General features: G+C 55.0%; 11 protein-coding genes and 1 other annotated feature. Of the genes, 8 read left to right on the top strand and 3 right to left on the bottom strand.

Annotated features, from left to right (window positions below):
- Positions 1-58: 58 nt before the first annotated feature.
- Positions 59-2,431 carry a type I pullulanase gene (gene pulA / locus PSAB_RS08140; protein ID WP_025334081.1) on the top strand — a complete coding sequence of 791 codons (2,373 nt, stop codon included), beginning with the start codon at positions 59-61 and terminating at the stop codon, positions 2,429-2,431.
- Between the two features lie 104 nt (positions 2,432-2,535).
- Here pulA and PSAB_RS24530 read toward each other — a convergent pair whose 3' ends face one another.
- Complete coding sequence (locus tag PSAB_RS24530) at positions 2,536-4,149, bottom strand: diguanylate cyclase domain-containing protein (RefSeq protein ID WP_025334082.1); 1,614 nt, start codon at positions 4,147-4,149, stop codon at positions 2,536-2,538.
- 858 nt (positions 4,150-5,007) lie between these two features.
- Positions 5,008-5,284: a binding site (T-box leader), on the top strand.
- A 57-nt stretch (positions 5,285-5,341) separates the two neighbouring features.
- On the opposite strand from PSAB_RS24530, the gene pheS reads away from it, so the two are divergent.
- From pheS to PSAB_RS08165, 3 genes are all read left to right on the top strand, one after another.
- Positions 5,342-6,376: a phenylalanine--tRNA ligase subunit alpha gene (pheS, locus tag PSAB_RS08155; protein ID WP_025334084.1), complete on the top strand. Its 1,035-nt coding sequence runs from the start codon at positions 5,342-5,344 to the stop codon at positions 6,374-6,376.
- A gap of 52 nt (positions 6,377-6,428) precedes the next feature.
- Positions 6,429-8,873: a phenylalanine--tRNA ligase subunit beta gene (pheT, locus tag PSAB_RS08160; protein ID WP_025334085.1), complete on the top strand. Its 2,445-nt coding sequence runs from the start codon at positions 6,429-6,431 to the stop codon at positions 8,871-8,873.
- A gap of 207 nt (positions 8,874-9,080) precedes the next feature.
- Entirely contained in the window at positions 9,081-11,165 is a 2,085-nt protein-coding gene (locus PSAB_RS08165; RefSeq protein WP_476739331.1) for a hypothetical protein, read from the top strand.
- 115 nt (positions 11,166-11,280) lie between these two features.
- Here PSAB_RS08165 and PSAB_RS08170 read toward each other — a convergent pair whose 3' ends face one another.
- Positions 11,281-11,676, bottom strand: coding sequence for a cupredoxin domain-containing protein (locus PSAB_RS08170; RefSeq protein WP_025334087.1), 396 nt, complete (start codon positions 11,674-11,676; stop codon positions 11,281-11,283).
- A gap of 333 nt (positions 11,677-12,009) precedes the next feature.
- Here PSAB_RS08170 and PSAB_RS08175 point away from each other — a divergent pair, with 333 nt between their 5' ends.
- Positions 12,010-13,110, top strand: a complete 1,101-nt coding sequence (locus tag PSAB_RS08175) for a GGDEF domain-containing protein (protein ID WP_025334088.1) — start codon at positions 12,010-12,012, stop codon at positions 13,108-13,110.
- Between the two features lie 178 nt (positions 13,111-13,288).
- Here the strand turns inward: PSAB_RS08175 and PSAB_RS08180 are convergent, their stop codons facing one another.
- Positions 13,289-13,636, bottom strand: coding sequence for a phage holin family protein (locus PSAB_RS08180; protein WP_025334089.1), 348 nt, complete (start codon positions 13,634-13,636; stop codon positions 13,289-13,291).
- Positions 13,637-13,789: 153 nt separating this feature from the next.
- Between PSAB_RS08180 and PSAB_RS08185 the strand changes: the two genes are divergently transcribed.
- The 3 genes from PSAB_RS08185 (at position 13,790) to PSAB_RS08195 (ending at position 17,280) form a co-directional block, all read left to right on the top strand.
- The gene (locus tag PSAB_RS08185) at positions 13,790-16,159 is read left to right on the top strand and encodes an endonuclease MutS2 (RefSeq protein WP_025334090.1); all 2,370 of its coding nucleotides are present in this window, start codon (positions 13,790-13,792) and stop codon (positions 16,157-16,159) included.
- 31 nt (positions 16,160-16,190) lie between these two features.
- Complete coding sequence (locus PSAB_RS08190) at positions 16,191-16,610, top strand: DUF350 domain-containing protein (RefSeq protein WP_025334091.1); 420 nt, start codon at positions 16,191-16,193, stop codon at positions 16,608-16,610.
- 136 nt (positions 16,611-16,746) lie between these two features.
- Positions 16,747-17,280, top strand: a complete 534-nt coding sequence (locus tag PSAB_RS08195) for a hypothetical protein (protein WP_025334092.1) — start codon at positions 16,747-16,749, stop codon at positions 17,278-17,280.
- The last annotated feature ends 39 nt before the right edge of the window (positions 17,281-17,319 follow it).

Consider the following 17,319-nt stretch of genomic DNA (forward strand, 5'->3'; position numbering starts at 1 on the left):
CTGGATTTAAAAACTTCCGGCGGCTATAATGCACGGGAGCGATAGGATGGTGGATGCAATGAAAAACTATTATATGAATGCGGAATCCGCAGCTGAAATATATGAGGGCAGAGATTTGGGCTTGAGCTATACTCCGGAAGGCAGCATCTTCAAGGTGTGGGCGCCGACAGCTTCGGCTGTGTCACTTGTGCTGTACAATTCGGGAGGAGAAGAAAGCGGAAATGCTGAGTGGTCGGAAGACGCCCGCTTGACTTATATGCTTCGCCGGGAAGGCGGGGTGTGGCAGACCAGAATTGCCGGGGATCTGAAGGGTAAATTTTACATGTACCGTGTTGTTTATGCGGATGGGACGATCCGGGAGTCGACCGATCCTTATTCATTCTCCGTTTCGGCAAACGGACTTCGATCGGCCATTATCGATATGAGTGAAACGAATCCCGAAGGCTGGGAGCTAGATGCATACCTCCCCTTGGAGCATCCGGTGGATGCGGTGATCTACGAGCTGCACGTACGCGATTTTTCGATTCATGAAACTTCGGGCATCAGCGGAAAGGGAAAATATAAAGCGTTCACAGAGACAGGTCTTCGCGATTCGGAAGGCCATACGCTTGGAATCGATCATTTAAGCGAGCTGGGTATCACGCATGTTCATCTGCTCCCCGTGTTCGATTTTCAGACGGTGGACGAACTGCAGCAGAGAGACGCGGCTCCCGGTGAGAACAACTATAACTGGGGATACGATCCGCAGCACTATAATGCACCGGAAGGCTCATACAGCACGAATGCATCCGACCCCGCCGTACGCATCAGGGAATTTAAAGAGATGGTTCAGGCGCTGCACCGGCAGGGACTTTCGGTCGTTATGGACGTGGTTTACAACCATACGTATTCCGTGGATAAGGGACCTTTCGAAGCGTTCGCGCCGGGTTATTTCTATCGGCATGACTATGCGGGCCGTCTCTCCAATGGATCCGGAGTCGGCAATGAACTGGCCACCGAACGGCCGATGGTGCGTAAATTCATCAAAGACTCTCTCCGGCACTGGGCTGCTGAATATCATATCGACGGTTTTCGTTTTGACCTTATGGGTCTTATCGACACGGCAACCATGCGTGAAATCACCGAGGAACTGCGTCTGGAGATTAACCCGAACCTGATTGTATACGGTGAACCATGGACCGGTGGCGATTCCCCTCTGGTCACCAAGACGCTTAAAGGCGCACAGCGTGGGAAGGGCTTTGCCGTCTTTAACGATAACTTCCGCTCAGCCATTAAGGGCGACAGCGACGGTTGGGGAAGAGGCTTTGTTACAGGTGAGATGGGCAAAGAAGGAGCGGTTGCGGCCGGAATTATCGGAGCCGTTCATGACTTTGCGGATTCTCCGGCAGAGACGGTTAATTATACGACTGCGCATGACAACTTGAATCTGTGGGATAAGATACTGGCGGTGCAGGGAGTGCGTCAGGATTGCCGGTTCCCCGATTTGGATAACGGAAGGCTCAAGAACGGCGGCGGCAGTCTGGAGGAAGCGGTGGCGAAAGCCGACCCGTATATTGGCATTACTGAAGAGAGCCTGCTTGACAATGAGACGGTGCGCCGTTCATTGCTGGCCGGAGGAATTGTATTGACCTCTCAGGGCGTTCCGTTTATGCATGCGGGTGACGAGATGCTTCGCAGCAAATTCGGCGACCATAACAGCTACCGGAGCGGCGACGCCATCAATGCAATCCGCTGGAGCAACAAGGCCAGATTCTTGCCGGTGTTTGAATACTACAAGAGTCTGATCGCACTGCGGAAAAATCACCCGGCCTTCCGGCTGCGCGGACGCCAGGAGATTGAGCGTTCGCTGGAAATTTACCGCTGCGACGGGGGCGTTGTTTCCTACATCCTGAAAAATCACGCCGGCGGCGACGTGTGGAAGAATATCGTCGTTCTGTTCAACGCCAATCCGTGGGAAGTCATGACAGGTCTGCCCACCTGCTCGGAACAATGGAATGTGGTTGTCGACCATACCCGTGCGGGCTCGGAAGCTTTCCGGAAGGTGGAAGGGACAGAAGTGCAGCTTGAAGGACTCTCGATGATGGTGCTCTATGACGAGTGCGGTGAGCCGCGTCCGCGGGCCAAAAGAGTCGAGGTGCACTATGAACGCGCCGACGGAGATTTTAGCGGCTGGAATTTATGGGTGTGGGGCACCGGAATACAGGACGGTCAAATCAATTTCCGGTATATGGAGGACGGCCGGGCTGTCGCCGTGGTCGAGGTGCTGCCGGAGACGCGTTCCTTCGGTTACATTTTGCGGGTAAACGATTGGGAGGCACGGGACGGAAGCACCGACAAGTTCATCGATTGCTCGAAGAGCGACAAGGAGGTCAAGGTGCTGATCAGCGACACCAGCCCTGCCGTTGACAAGAAACTCTCCATGACCAGTTGAAACATTGAAGGACACCGATGCAAAAGGCTGCTGCAATCCGCCGTTCATCCCGGCGCTGCAGCAGCCTTTTTAAATTTGAAAAAAGTTTGCAGGGAAACCGGGCTTTAATGCCTGGTATCCTCTTGCTCCGGGTATTCTTCGTCCATCCCTTTGACATACAGATTGGCTTCATTGCCGCCATGGCTTTTGGAACGGTACATCGCCAGATCGGCTGCCCGCAGCAGTTCGTTAATAGTCTTTCCATGCTGGGGGTAGAGCGCGACGCCGATGCTTGCCGAAGTACGGAAACTCGATCCGTTATTCACCGACCATGACTTGTTGAACAGCTGGAGCAGCCGGTCCAGTATCTCATCCATTTTTTCGGGAGCGGAGCCGAGATGAAGCACGACGGCGAATTCATCGCCTCCAATCCGGAATGCTTGGCCCAAGCCTTTTACGGCCTGCTGAAGCTCGCTGGACAACAGCTGCAAAAATTCATCGCCGGCCAGATGTCCCAAGGTGTCGTTAAGCTGCTTGAACCTGTCGCAATCGAGCAGAGCAAGCGCCAGCTTCTGCCTTCGGTCATCGGGATGGGAAATCAGGTTTTCCATATACATTTTAAAATGGGCCCGATTGGGGATCGACGTCAGATGATCATAGAAAGCCAGCTTGTGCAGCCTTTCCTCATACTGCTTGCGCTGCGTTATTTCCCGGGAAACAAGCATGAACCTCGCCGGAATGGGCAGGCTGCTTTTTACGGGAGAGACCCTCGTTTCCAGCCATATCCAGTGTCCTTCAGAGCTCCTCATTCTCAGTTCCGCCATCTTCGGCGTGGCCTGAACTACACTTTTTAGTTTGGCCCAGGCAATTTCGGGCTCCCGGATGTAGAGGGAGAGGGGATCACCCTTCTGGGGGATATAACCGAACGCTGCAAAATGCGACGGAGACGCATACAGAATCAGGCCGTTGGCATCCGTAAGCAGGATGAAATCGGACATCGTCTCCCCGATAAGCTGGTACAGCGCCTGTTCCTCCCGCATTTCGGTTTGCAGCGAGAGAATTCTTCGGCCCAGATAAATAATAAGGAGAACAAGCATGAACAGGATCAGGGAATAGAGCGCGAATACCGAGCTTTTCCGGCTCTGAAAATCGGCGATTACCTGCTCCGCATAACTGCCAAGCAGCTCTTCCGACCGGTTCAGATTCAGGAGCGCCTGTTTCAGCTGTACGCTGTCCGGAGCGGAAGAGAAGTTCTCCGGGACTTCGCCGCTCTTCGGCCTGCCGGTTAAGAGGAGCGCCTGCGCGTCTGCCCGCCATTCTCCGAAGGGTCCTTCAAAACCAGCAAGCTCCTGCCGGATATCAGCGAGCAGCTTTTCGCTCTTTTTCCCCCTCTGGTAGGGCTCCATCGAGTCCAGCTTCAGTCTAATGTCTTCTACATTCTGCTCGGTACCCATCAGATTATTATCGAATTCCCGCCGGAATTCAGAGCGCTGCGCTTCGGGCAGCGAAGGGTTTAGAACCATCTGCAGAGCGATCGAGGCTTGATTCAAGTCCCGCTCGGCATTCCGAATAAGACCTGTATTCCGGTTGATATCCTCGTAAAGGGTCGCCGAGAACCGGTTAATGGTATGGTTCAGATACAGCAAGGAGCCGATGCTCACGCCTATCAGAAGTATAGTTATAGCAGCGAACATGATGATTAATTTACGGGTTGTTTTAGCTTCGGTGAACCCAGCCACTGTCTTCCTCTCCTCGCAAAGACATTATAAAATCACACGATGAGCGCGCCCCATGACCGCCATAGAAGAAGTCGTTCCCAAAGATTGTCCGAGGCAGGGCAGCCCAGATTGTTGGTTCTGTCATAGACTGATATTCGGTCCGTAAACTATGCTGATTCAAAACAAAAGGAGCGAAAAGCGGCAGAGATTTTCGAAAACCATTTTTGGCATCGGCAGGCGATGGTCCGCAGCCACACCGGCGGGGCAATCGATCCGTTCAGCCGGTTGAGCCGGAGCAAACCTTCATCAAAATAAATGGAACCGATGCTTCTTCTCACAGAATTACGGGATATGTACATACGCTTTCAGCCAGGCAGCATGCCAGGATCATTTGGCAAGGCCGGCGTTATTCAATATGTATTGAACTGGCGGGAAAAACCCTTGAGACTTATTACCCAGCTAAAGCCCGTTCGATACGTCCTTGGAGGAATCTGGCTAGTGTTTATTGTTTATCAGTTTGGGGCTATCGCAAGATGGCTCAAAGCACAGCCCTTTTATCTGACAGAAAATTATATTTCCGTTGACAACTGGGCAAAGGCGGTTTTTATGGTAGCCTGGTGCTGCTGTCATTGATCCTCTGCTGCTAGGGAAAAGAGTTACTTGTCTATATTTATGCCCAATGTCCGTCCTGAATACGATCGGTACCCGGATCGGCCGGATTCTTGGGCTGCCCGGACTAAGACTTAGAGCCGATGTCGTCAAACGCGTGGCAATGTGAATCCGTCTGCCGGAGCGGGGCGGTTTTCAGGCATTTTGGGTGGGCCGCTTGCCAAAATAGCTCGAAAACTCTATAATGAAGAATACTGTAAGAAGGAATAAAATAATGCGACGATGGAGAAGAGTACACAGCATCGGACCCACAGGGAGGATACGCCGTAGATTGAGAGCGTGTCCGGGAATCAGGGCTGTCGAAGTTCGCTCCGGAGCAGTTCTTTGAACATGACGCCCAGGAGGGTGATCATTAAGTAGAGGATACCGGCCACAGACCGTTATTTCTGTTTAAAGTGAGGCAGTATTAGCTGAGCGTTTATTCTTTTAACGGGAAACGTCCGCAGCTGTCTAACAAGGGTGGTACCACGGTCTTTTCGTCCCTTAGCGGGAGAAAAGGCTTTTTTTGTGCATGAATATTGAAGTGAAGGAGGCTGCTAAAGCCATGAAAGAAAAGCTGGAAGCATTGAAGGTTGAAGCGCTTGAGAAGCTGCGGGAGGTTCAGGACCCTCAGACTCTGAATGATCTGCGGGTAAAATATCTCGGCAAGAAGGGCGAGCTGACGGAGGTTCTGCGCGGCATGGGCTCACTCAGCGCGGAGGAGCGCCCGGTCATCGGACAGGTGGCAAATACGGTACGGAGCGCCATTGAGGAGATTATTTCCGCGAAGCAGGAGGCTTTTCAGGAGCAGGAAACGCTGAAGCGTCTGCAAGCAGAGAAAGTCGATGTTACGCTGCCGGGACGCCGTCTGCCCCAGGGTGGTATTCATCCGCTGAACCGGGTGATTCAGGAAATTGAGGATATTTTCATCGGCATGGGCTACCATGTGGCTGAAGGTCCCGAGGTGGAGACGGATCATTACAATTTCGAGGCGCTGAACCTGCCGAAGAACCATCCGGCCCGCGACATGCAGGATTCCTTTTATTTGACGGAAGAGTTGCTGATGCGCACCCAGACATCTCCGGTTCAGGCCCGCACCATGCTGGCAATGGAAGGCGAAGTTCCGGTTAAAATCATCTGCCCGGGCAAAGTGTTCCGGCGCGACGACGACGATGCGACTCACTCCTTCCAGTTCCATCAAATTGAAGGGCTGGTTATCGGGCCGAATATCCGCATGAGCGACCTGAAAGGCACGCTCCAACAGTTCGTTAAGGAGATGTTCGGGCCGTCCACCGGCATTCGCCTTCGTCCGAGCTTCTTCCCTTTCACTGAGCCGAGCGTGGAAGTCGACGTGAGCTGCTTCAAATGCGGCGGACACGGCTGCAGATTGTGCAAACAGACCGGTTGGCTGGAAATTCTGGGAGCCGGCATGGTGCATCCGAAGGTGCTGGAAATGGGCGGTTATGACCCTGAAAAATATAGCGGATTCGCATTTGGCATGGGCGTAGAGCGGATTGCGATGCTGAAATACGGCATTGACGATATCCGCAACTTCTATTTCAACGATATGGGCTTCGTCAAGCAGTTCCGGGGCGTGTGAATTTCCCTTGAGAGCGTAAGAAAATCAACATTAAATAAGGAAGTGAACGGACATGAAAGTATCTACCGGCTGGCTGGCTGATTATATTTCGCTGGATGGCGTGACCGCAGAGGATCTGGCAGATAAAATTACGGACGCGGGCATCGAAATCGACAGCGTGGAGAAACGGAACAAAGGGCTGTCCGGCATCGTAACCGGATATGTTAAATCCAAGGAAAAACATCCCGACGCCGACAAACTGAATGTATGCATTGTCGACGCCGGTCAGGAAGAGGACCTGCAGATCGTCTGCGGAGCGAAGAACGTGGCCGCCGGCCAAAAGGTTCCCGTGGCGCTCGTTGGCGCGAAGCTTCCGGGTCTTGAGATCAAGAAGGCCAAGCTTCGCGGCGTCTTGTCCCAGGGTATGATCTGTTCGGCCAAGGAGCTGGGCCTGAACGACAAGCTGCTGCCGAAGGAGCTTCAGGAAGGCATCCTTGTGCTGCCGGAAGATACGGAAATCGGGCAAGACATTACGAAAGTGCTCGGTTTGAACGACGAGATTCTGGAATTCGATCTGACTCCGAACCGGTCCGACTGTCTGAGCATGATCGGCGCGGCTTATGAGACCAGCGCCATTCTGGGACGCGAGTTGTCTCTGCCGAATCCAGGCCGGGATGTTATTGAGATCGCATTCCCTGCTTCTGAGCAAATAGCCGTTACGATTGAGAACGAGGAGCACTGCAAGCATTATGCAGTCCGGTATATCGCCGGTGTGAAGCCCGCTCCCTCTCCGCTGTGGATGCAGAATCGCCTGATGGCGGCCGGCATCCGTCCGATTAACAATATTGTGGACATCACGAACTATGTCATGCTGGAATACGGACAGCCGCTGCATGCTTTCGATGCCGACCGGCTTGAGGGCGGCGTCATCGGCGTCCGTCTCGCCCGCGAAGGCGAAATCCTCACCACGCTGGACGGCCAGGAGCGCAAGCTGGAGCCGCATATGCTGGTTATCGCGGATGCGGCCAAAGCGGTGGGATTGGCAGGCGTGATGGGCGGCCTGAATTCGGAGGTCACCGATCAGACGGTCAATATCTTACTGGAATCGGCCCGGTTCGACGGCGGAACGGTCCGCAAGACCTCCCGTCAGCTCGGTCTCCGCTCGGAAGCTTCCCTGCGGTTTGAGAAGGAAGTGGACCCGCGCTCCGTTATCCCTGCGCTGGACCGCGCGGCTTCGCTTCTTAGCAGCATTGCCGGCGGCTCCGTGCATGGAGGGATTGTTCAGGCCGGAACCGACGATGTACAGGAGAGAGTCATCAAGCTGTCGCTCGACAAGGTCAACAGCCGCCTCGGCACGGACCTTTCGCTGCTGGAAGTGAAGACGCTGTTTGCGCGGCTGCATTTTTCATTCGGCGATGCGGAAGAAGGAGTGGTTGAGGTCAGCGTGCCTACAAGACGCGGCGATATTACGCTGGACGTGGATCTCCTCGAGGAAGTTGCCCGCCTGTACGGTTATGACAACATTCCGACCACGCCGATTGAAGGACCGACAACACCGGGAGGATTGACCGGGCCGCAGGCGATGCGCCGCAATCTGCGCCGGCTGCTGGCCGACGGCGGGTACCAGGAAGTGCTGGGCTATTCCTTCATTCAGCCCGAGCAGACGACGCTGTTCCCGGCATTGACCGAGGGCGGGCATGCGGTCAAGCTGGCTTTGCCGATGAGCGAGGAGCGCAGCGTGCTGCGGACCAGTCTTTTGCCGCAGCTGCTTGATATCGCGCAGTACAACTTGAACCGCCGCCAGAGCGATCTGGCGCTGTTCGAAATCGGTACTGTCTTTGTTACCGATGAGGAGCAGTTGACCCGTCAGCCTCGGGAGTTCCAGACCCTCGGTCTGCTGCTGACGGGAAGCCGGGCAGCGAAGCAGTGGAATGTCGCAGCCGAACCCGTCGACTTCTTCGATCTGAAAGGCGCGCTGGAATCGGTGTTCGCCTACCTCGGACTAGAGAATGCCGTTGTCTTCGAAGGCGATTCGCCGCAGGGCTATCATCCTGGCCGCTCCGCATCGGTCTACCTGAACGCGGAGGGCGAACGGGTGAAGCTTGGCACCATAGGCCAGATTCATCCGGATCTGCAGCGCAAGCAGGATCTGGAGGATACGTATGCGGCCGAGATTCTGCTGGCGCCGCTCTACGAAGCGGCCCGGACAACGCTGCAGTTCACGGACCTTCCGCGTTTCCCCGGTATGGAACGGGATATTGCGCTCGTCGTCGATTCGGAAGTTCCGGCAAGCCGTCTGCTGGATGTCATCCGCGAACAGGGAGGCAGCCTGCTGCAATCGGCGCAGGTGTTTGACGTCTATACGGGCGGGAAGATGGAAAGCGGCAAGAAGAGCGTCGCCGTTTCCCTGCTGTACCGCCATGCGGAGCATACATTAACCGATGAGGAAGTCTCGGAGGTGCACACCAAGGTGCTGGACGCGCTTCAGCAAAGTTTTGGCGCAAACTTAAGAAAGTAGCAGGAATTGTGCAAAGCCGCAGCGAATCCAATTAGAACCCCGGATTCGCTGCGGCTTTTCTTTTGCATTGGAGAGGCTTTTGCGGCTAATCGCGGCTAATAAGATAAGCGCACATTTTTGCCAAATGCTTGTGGATAACGTTACAATAGAGAGACGAGAGACCAACTTAGAATCCGCATACACATAAAGGAGGGCACAACTGTGGCAATGGACCGGACTCGTGTCGCCGTCGAAATTTACGGTACTTCCTATAAATTGGTTGGAAGCAGCACTGAATATATGAAACAGGTCGCCCAATATGTGGACGAGCATATGCGGGCGATTTCCAAATCCCATAGCCGACTGGATACTCCGCGCATAGCGGTTCTTGCAGCCGTACACATGGCGGAGCAGGCGATCCAGGCGCAGGATCTCAAGAATGAAGTGAATATGCTGACCGGAGAACGCAGCCTGCTTCGCGCTGAGGTTGCCCGTCTGCTCGAGGCCCAAGGGGAGCAGGAGAAGGAGTGGGAACGGCTGAAGGCCTCGGCTCAGGAAGAGAAGCAGCGGCTGATCGCTGAGGCGGAAGAGGAGAAGCAGCAGTTGATTGCCGGAGCCGAAGAGGAGAAGCAGCGGCTGATCGCTGGAGCCGAAGAAGAACGCAAGCGGCATCTGGAGGCCGAGGAGCGGGAACGCAGCGCTCATAGCGAGAGTCTGCGGCAGGCGGAGGAGACCGCAGCGGAGGTCCGGCAGGGCCTTGAGGAAGAGCTGAAGCGTCGGGATCTGGAGCTGCAGGAGCTTCGCGAAGCGCATGCTCGCGAACAGGAAGAGAGCCGGGAGAGCTACCGGCTCCAACTGGAGCAGGCCGAGGCGCTGCGTTTGAGGCAAGTGGAAGCGCTCAGCGCCGGACACCGGGCGGAGCTGGAGGAGCTTCGGGCTTCACACATGTCGGAGCTGACGGAGATCACGGGTCGCCTGGAGCGGGAGCTTGCGGAGACGAAGGCGGCGCTCGGCAGGGAGCTGGAAGAGACGAAGAGCATTTTGACCCTTCAGCGGGAAGAAGCCACCGCGGCGCTGAACAAGGAACTGGGCCAGGAGCGGGAGTCTTTGCAGCGGGAGCTTGCCAAGAACAAGGAGCTTCGGCAGTCCTTGGGCAATCAGGAGAACCGGCACAAGCAAGCTGCGCAGGAGATGGAGAAGCATCTCGGCGAGCTGCGCGGCACGATCAGCCAGCTTCAGGCGAAGCTGCGCTCTGAAGAGGCGGGTCTGAAGGCGGAGCGGGAAGCCCGGTCTGCGCTGCAGACTCAGCATAACGAGGCTCTTCTGCGCGAGCAGAAGCTGAGCGGCGAGCTGGAGGCGGCTACCGGTCTGGGAGACCTGCTGCAACAGGAGCTAGCGGAGCTTCGGCAGGACTACGAGCTGTCGGCGGGCCAGGCGGAAGAACTGCGGAAGTCGCTGGGCGAGACGTCCAAGCAGCTTCACCGCACCGAAGAAGAGCTTTCGCGGATAACGACCGAACACGGCGAGTGGGAGGCGGCGGCGGGCAAGCGGCAGGAGGAGATCGGCGAGCTCGAAGTCAGCCTGCTTGAAGCCGAGGAGAAGCTCGAAGCGGTGCAGGGAGAGCTTTACAGGCTTCGGAGCGAAGCCGAAGAGCTGTCGAAGTCGCTGGAGCGGGAAGCGGCTCTCCGGCGGGAAGCCGAGAGCTCGGCAGAGGCGCTGCGTGTCCGCAGCGAGGAGACCGAGAGCGCTCTGGCCGGTCTGCGTGAGCGACATGAGGAATTGATCATGCAGTACGATGAAGTGCTGCAAAGCGGAGAACGGCTGGAGGAACGCTGCCGTTTGCTTGAGGAGGAAGCAGGGGAAGCATCCCTTCGGCTGGAGGAGCTGTCCGAAGCGGGCAGAGAGGCGGCGGCTGCCGCCGAGCTGCAGCGCGAACAGCTAAGCGAAGCTCGAAGCTACGGCGAATCGTGGAAAGTGAGCTACGAAGAGCTGAAGCAGGCGCAGCAGACGTGGGCCGAGACGGAATCAAAGCTCCGCGAAGAAATCGAAGTCTGGCAGCAGGAGGCCCTGGAGGGCGAGCAGCTGCGTGATTCGCTTAGCCAGGAACGCAGTGACGCGCTTCGGAAGCTTGAAGAGATCGGCGAAAGCTACGAGCTTGTCCAGGGGCAGCTGCGGCTGCTGCAGGCCGAATTCAACATCCGGCAGAACGAGCTGGATCGTGTTGCGCAGGAGCATCAGAAGCTTCAGGCTGAATATGCGAAGCTGCAAAATGAGTATAATGAATGGATTCAGCTCATCGAACAGGATAGTTGAACCTAACCGCACAAGAAGAAACGGCGGACAGCGACCGTGCAGGCCGCGACTGCGTTTCTTGCATTTAAAGGGCAGCCCCGAAAGTTTGGGGCTGCCCTTTACCTTTTTGACGAATCTATTCCACGATGAGATCGGCGCTCATTTGGCTGTGACCGGAGCCGCAAAATACCGAGCAGGTCATCTTGAATGTCCCCGCTTGTTCGGGAACGATTACCTGTGAAAGATGTTTGCCGCTCAATTGAAGCTCAAGCTCCGGAACCAGAATGCCGTGATTGCCGCTTGCGTTCTCGAGTGTAATTTTGACGGGAACCCCTTTTTTCAGATGGTACTCTTTTTGGTCAAAGCGGAAATTGGTTGCCTTGATGACGATTTCCTCCTGCGCCGAAGCCGTGACGGCCGTACTTCCGGTCCCGCTGTCCGCGGTGTTCCCGCCGTTGCCCGATTTCCCGCAGCCACTGACGAGAGTAAGCAAAAGAGTGATGGATGTCAGGTACAATGCCGTTTTTTTCATATGAACCCTCCTAAAAGTTTTGCGAAGATAATGCATCAAGACTGGACTACAGCAAAACTCGCATCGGAAGCATACGCTTAAGTTTTGCGAAGATTATGGTTCAGGGCAAGACTACAGCAAAACTCGCACAAAAAGAGCATATGCCTGATTTTACAATGATAACGCTTCCGGGCAAAGAAAGTGGTACAACCGGCCTCGCAAGCTAAATCAGGAATCTAAAAACCGGATGCAAAAGCGATTCAAATTTATTATAATGAAAAGCATTATACCGCGCATATATTATAATACAAAGGTTAAAAGTAGGGGATTGTCATTAGTGGAGCAGCTGTTTTAATGAACACGGAAGTCTGGCACCGAAAGATATTAAATTTGTATTGGACGCTGATAGCGATTACTTTAGTTGGGCAAATGGTCTATGCGATTGGCGGCTTGAAGCTGGCGCCCGATACCACCGTTCCGGAGCAGATCGGTTATTTTATACTCCCTTGCAGCCTGTTTATGCTGCTGATTATGATCGTGGCGGAAGTGTGGCTGCGGGCCGAATTCAGATTTCAGAAGCAAATAGTGATCGGCTGCGGATTGTTGGTGTCTTATCTGCTGTACTTTATAGTCGAACCGTATATCGACGGCGCCCAGATGGCATTGATGATACCGGTCATGGCCTCGCTTGTGTATTTTGACCTCAGGATGCTGTTTGCGCTTGGAGGGCTTAATCTCTTGATGTACGCCGGCATTTACTTCGGGCTGGAGCGAAGACTGCTGGAGAAACCGCTGCTTGAATTTTTGATGGTGGAAAGTATATTTATTGTGTTTGTCGTGATGGCGCGGGGGGTTATCGTGAGAGCGTACGAAACGAGCCAATACCTGGAGCAAGTGACCAAATCGGAGCAGGGGCTTCTGGTCGAACGGGCGCTTTCGGACAAGCTGCTCAAGATCGATGCGCTTACGGGGCTTTACAATCATAAGACCTTTCATGAATATCTGGATTCACTGCTGGAGCAAAGCGAGAAGAACGGGCTGCAGCTGCAGCTTGCGCTGTTTGATATCGACAATTTCAAGCAGGTGAACGATACCTACGGACACTGGATTGGAGATATTGTGCTGAAAGAGGTCGCGGCGAAGATTGGCGGAACGATCAGCCTCAACGATTTTGCCGCCAGGTACGGAGGCGAGGAGTTCGCGGTCATCTTTACGGATAAAAGCCTGGAGGACGCTTTGGTGCTGGCCGAAGCGCTCCGGTCCGGCATATCGGAAATGGAGCATCCTTATGCGGGAGGCAAACCGATTACTGTTAGCATCGGCCTTTGCCCTTACCGGGCAGGAGACGGTAAAGAGCTGCTGTTTCGCAGAACGGACGAGGCCCTCTACCAGGCTAAGCGCAGCGGTAAAAACCGGGTAATCACCGCCGGTGAACATCGGCTTGTGCCGGTCTGATTCATAACCTAAGATAGCCGTCCCTTCACTAATGTGCAGGGGACGGCTTCTTTGTGGAAATATCAGAAAGGATAAGCTTCGCGCTTATCCTTAACCTGATATTTTTACGAGAAACGGATGCCTTCCTCTTCCAGAGGACGGCGGCGAAGCCGTTTCTTCTTAGCTGCGCGGCTTCCTGTTATTTGCCGGCTTCGAACGGCGTCGAGACAGGCAGGAACAGGTCAATAATCCCGATGACCAGTGCCGCGAGGATTGCGCCGATGATGGACACGCTAACTCCGGCGACAATGAACTGCGCAAGCCAGATGACCAGGGCGCTCACCAGAAACCCTACAATACCGCGCCCGAACGGCGTTGTTTTGCGCCCGAAGATGCCTTCGGCGATCCACCCCAGCAGAGCGATCACCAAAGCAAGCATAAGGGCGCTCCAGAATCCGCCGATGCTGAAGTTTGGCACAATCCAGCCAACCACGAGAAGAACCAGCGCGGAAACGATAAAGCGGACTACATGACCTAAAAACCTCACTGTACAAGCCTCCTTTGCTTCAAGCTTAAGGATACGTGCAATCGTTATTGTACACAGAATCATTCTCCGTTATGTTGGAAGGCAGCACCCAAATAGCGGAAATGCTCCATATTCGGTATAATGATTTCTATATGAAGGGAGCTGTGACCGTAATTGGACGACAAGATATTGCATACGCTTGAATATCGAAAGATTTTAAATAAATTGGTGCAGTATACACAAACCCCGATGGGAGAAGCAATGGCTGAAACCCTCAGGCCATCGGGCGATTTTGAAGCCGTCAAGCTGCTGCTGCAGGCAACGGATGAAGGGGCAACGGTCGACCGCTTGAAGGGAATCCCTTCCTTCGGAGGCATTACCGACATTAAATCGGCGCTGAAACGGGCCTTCATCGGCGGAATGCTTGGCACGCACGAGCTTCTGGCCGTCGGCAACACGATTGGCGGCGGGCGCCGGGTCAAGCGCTTCCTTGCGGCCATGCATGAAGAAGAGCAGATTCCGATGCTCTTCGATCTAAGCGATTTGATCTCGGAGCAGAAGCCTGTCGAGGACGCGATTCGCTCTGCCATCGACGAGAATGCGGATGTGCTTGATTCCGCAAGCCCCGAGCTGTCCGCCATCCGCAGAGAATTGCGAAACGGCGAGACCAGAATCCGCGAGAAGCTGGATTCGATGATTCGCTCCTCCTCCGTAGCCAAGATGCTGCAGGACCAGCTCGTTACGATCCGCGGCGACCGGTTCGTTATTCCGGTTAAGGCGGAATACCGCTCGCACTTCGGCGGCATCGTTCACGACCAGTCGGGCTCGGGGGCGACGCTGTTCATCGAGCCGGAATCAATTGTCGCGATGAACAACAAGCTTCGAGAGACGAGACTGCGAGAGGAGCGGGAAATCGAAATCATCCTGCGTAAGCTGACCGCCCTTGTCGGAGAAATTGCCGAGGAGACCGCTTATGATGTCGATATTCTCGGCCAGCTTGACTTTATATTCGCCAAAGCCCGTCTGGCCAGAGAAATGAAAGCGTCCAGGCCGCGGATGAACGACCGCGGCTACTTGAAGCTGCGCAAAGGAAGACATCCGCTGATTCCGGCGGAGTCCGTCGTTCCTCTGGATGCGGAGCTTGGCAATCAGTACAGCTCCATTATTGTGACTGGCCCGAATACGGGCGGCAAGACCGTTACACTGAAGACCATTGGGCTGCTCAGCCTGATGTCGATGTCCGGACTCTTTATTCCGGCCGAAGAAGGCAGCCAAATGTGCGTGTTCGACGGCATATTCGCTGACATCGGAGATGAACAGAGCATAGAGCAGAGTCTGAGCACATTCTCGAGCCATATGACCAATATTATATCCATCCTCAAGCGGATGACTACCAAAAGCCTGGTTCTACTCGACGAAGTCGGCGCGGGTACGGACCCGGCGGAAGGCTCCGCACTGGCCATTGCCATATTGGAGCATATCCACCGGACGGGCTGCCGGATGGTGGCGACGACGCACTACAGCGAGCTTAAAGCTTACGCCTACGAACGTAACGGCGTCATCAACGCCAGCATGGAATTTGACGTGCAGAGCCTTCGTCCGACGTACCGCCTGCTGATCGGCGTTCCCGGCCGAAGCAACGCCTTCGCAATTGCCGAGCGCCTGGGACTGCCGGAGGCCATTCTGGAGCATGCTCGGGGCGAGGTCAAGGAAGAGGATCTGCGCGTCGAGCATATGATCGCCTCCCTGGAAGAGAACCGGCTAGGCGCGGAGAACGAGCGCGAACGGGCCGAGATGCTGCGGCGCGAAGCGGAAGAGCTGCGCGGCAGACAGCGCCAGGAGCTGGAGAAGCTTGAGAACCAGCGGGACAAATGGCTGGATAAGGCAGAGAAGGAAGCCGCAGCGATTGTCGACAAGGCCCGTAAGGAAGCCGAACAGATTATCGGCGATTTGCGGCGCCTGGCTCTGGAGGAAGGGGCGTCGGTCAAGGAGCATAAGCTGATTGAAGCCCGGCGGCGGCTCGATGAAGCGCAGCCTTCGCCGCGTAAGAAGGAGCCTGCGCGCAGCACGAAGAACAAGCCGGCGCGACAAATCGGCCCTGGAGATGAAGTGGCTGTAAACAGCCTGAATCAGAAGGGACATGTCGTCGAGCTGAGCGGAAGCAAAGAAGCCGTCGTACAGCTCGGCATTATGAAAATGAAGGTGCGGCTGGACGACCTGGAGCTGCTGTCTTCCGCGAAGCCTTCTGCGCCCCAGCCGCTTCGCCAGGCCACGACCTTGAAGCGCACCCGGGATGAAAATACCCGCAGCGAGCTCGATTTGCGGGGAGCGAATCTGGAGGAGGCGCTGATCGACACGGACCGTTTCATTGATGAAGCGTTCCTTGGCAACCTTGGACAAATTTATATCATCCACGGCAAAGGAACCGGTGTCCTGCGTTCGGGAATCCAGGAATATTTGCGCAAACACAAGCATGTTAAGAGCTACCGTCTCGGCAACTACAATGAAGGCGGAGCGGGCGTAACGGTTGCCGAGCTGAAATAGCGGCGTTTCCGGCGGAAAGAAGGAGGAACCCATGGAACACACAATCGATGCTTTGCTGAATCATCCGCTGGGAAGCGTGCTCGGCTACTTTGCGGTCGCCATACTGGAGCTGGTTGTCTTTTTGTCCATATTTGAAATGGTGACGAAATACAACTGCTGGGAAGAAATCCGAAAGGGCAACGTGGCGGCTTCAATGGCAACCGGCGGCAAAATATTCGGCATCTGCAATGTGCTCCGCTTCAGCATTCAGGCGCAGGCCTCGATTTATGACACGATGAAATGGTCCCTCATCGGTTTCGTTCTCCTTCTGCTCGCCTATTTTATGTTTGAATTTCTGACGCCCGTCTTCTCGATTGACAAGGAGATTGCGGCGGATAACCGGGCGGTTGGACTTACGGCGATGCTTATTTCCGTGTCGTTGTCCTATGTCATCGGGGCCTCGATTTTGTAAAGAACGATTCAGGCGCGAGAAGGAGACTTGAGGGCGGCATGAAAATTCTGGTGCGCGTACTGTTTGTTTCGGCGGTTCTTTTTTTGGCGGCCGGAATTATCTACTTAATGATGAAATGATGAAGGAGACTGGAGAGATGGATACAACTGTGTGCCCTTGGTGCCATACGGAAATCGTATGGGATGAGGAACTTGGACCGGAGAAAACCTGCCCGCATTGCGGCAACGAACTGAGCGCTTACCGAACGGTCAACATCAGCGGCGAGGATCTGGAGGATGAGGAAGACGACGACGAGCATGAGCATGAACATGGGGACGGGGATTTATGGGGAGAAGACGGACAGGACGGCATTGTTCCCGTCTACAACCTGCTTGACAGCTATCGTGACGCCTACGATCTGGAGCGCTATGACAGCACTGTGGCAGCCATTCTGGATGAGCAGTCCGAGGTACCGGAATGTCCGCAGTGCCATGAGTATATGCTGCTGGCCGGTACCACTCTGGTAAAAGAGTTCAACGCTGCGGTGCCCGCAGCTGTCGGCGTACCGCTGCTAAAGGCACCTTTTTCCCTGAATATGTACGTCTGTCCGTCATGCTTCCAGGTTCAGCACAGCCTGGCGGAAGAAGACCGCAAGCAGTGGGTCCGGGGTATCGGCGGCCTCCGGAAATAAATTCCCGCCGGTAAGAATCCCTTCGTTTGGGGCATGCTA

It is taken from the genome of Paenibacillus sabinae T27 (genome assembly GCF_000612505.1).
GTDB classification, from domain to species: Bacteria; Bacillota; Bacilli; order Paenibacillales; family Paenibacillaceae; genus Paenibacillus_AQ; species Paenibacillus_AQ sabinae.

What these genes read in the sequence shown, in the direction of transcription:
- PSAB_RS08195 (WP_025334092.1), top strand. Translation starts at nt 16,747, where the DNA reads ATGGATACAACTGTGTGCCCTTGGTGCCATACGGAAATCGTATGGGAT.
- pulA (WP_025334081.1), top strand. Translation starts at nt 59, where the DNA reads ATGAAAAACTATTATATGAATGCGGAATCCGCAGCTGAAATATATGAG.
- PSAB_RS08165 (WP_476739331.1), top strand. Translation starts at nt 9,081, where the DNA reads ATGGACCGGACTCGTGTCGCCGTCGAAATTTACGGTACTTCCTATAAA.
- PSAB_RS08170 (WP_025334087.1), bottom strand. Translation starts at nt 11,676, where the DNA reads ATGAAAAAAACGGCATTGTACCTGACATCCATCACTCTTTTGCTTACT.
- PSAB_RS08175 (WP_025334088.1), top strand. Translation starts at nt 12,010, where the DNA reads ATGAACACGGAAGTCTGGCACCGAAAGATATTAAATTTGTATTGGACG.
- pheT (WP_025334085.1), top strand. Translation starts at nt 6,429, where the DNA reads ATGAAAGTATCTACCGGCTGGCTGGCTGATTATATTTCGCTGGATGGC.
- PSAB_RS08190 (WP_025334091.1), top strand. Translation starts at nt 16,191, where the DNA reads ATGGAACACACAATCGATGCTTTGCTGAATCATCCGCTGGGAAGCGTG.
- pheS (WP_025334084.1), top strand. Translation starts at nt 5,342, where the DNA reads ATGAAAGAAAAGCTGGAAGCATTGAAGGTTGAAGCGCTTGAGAAGCTG.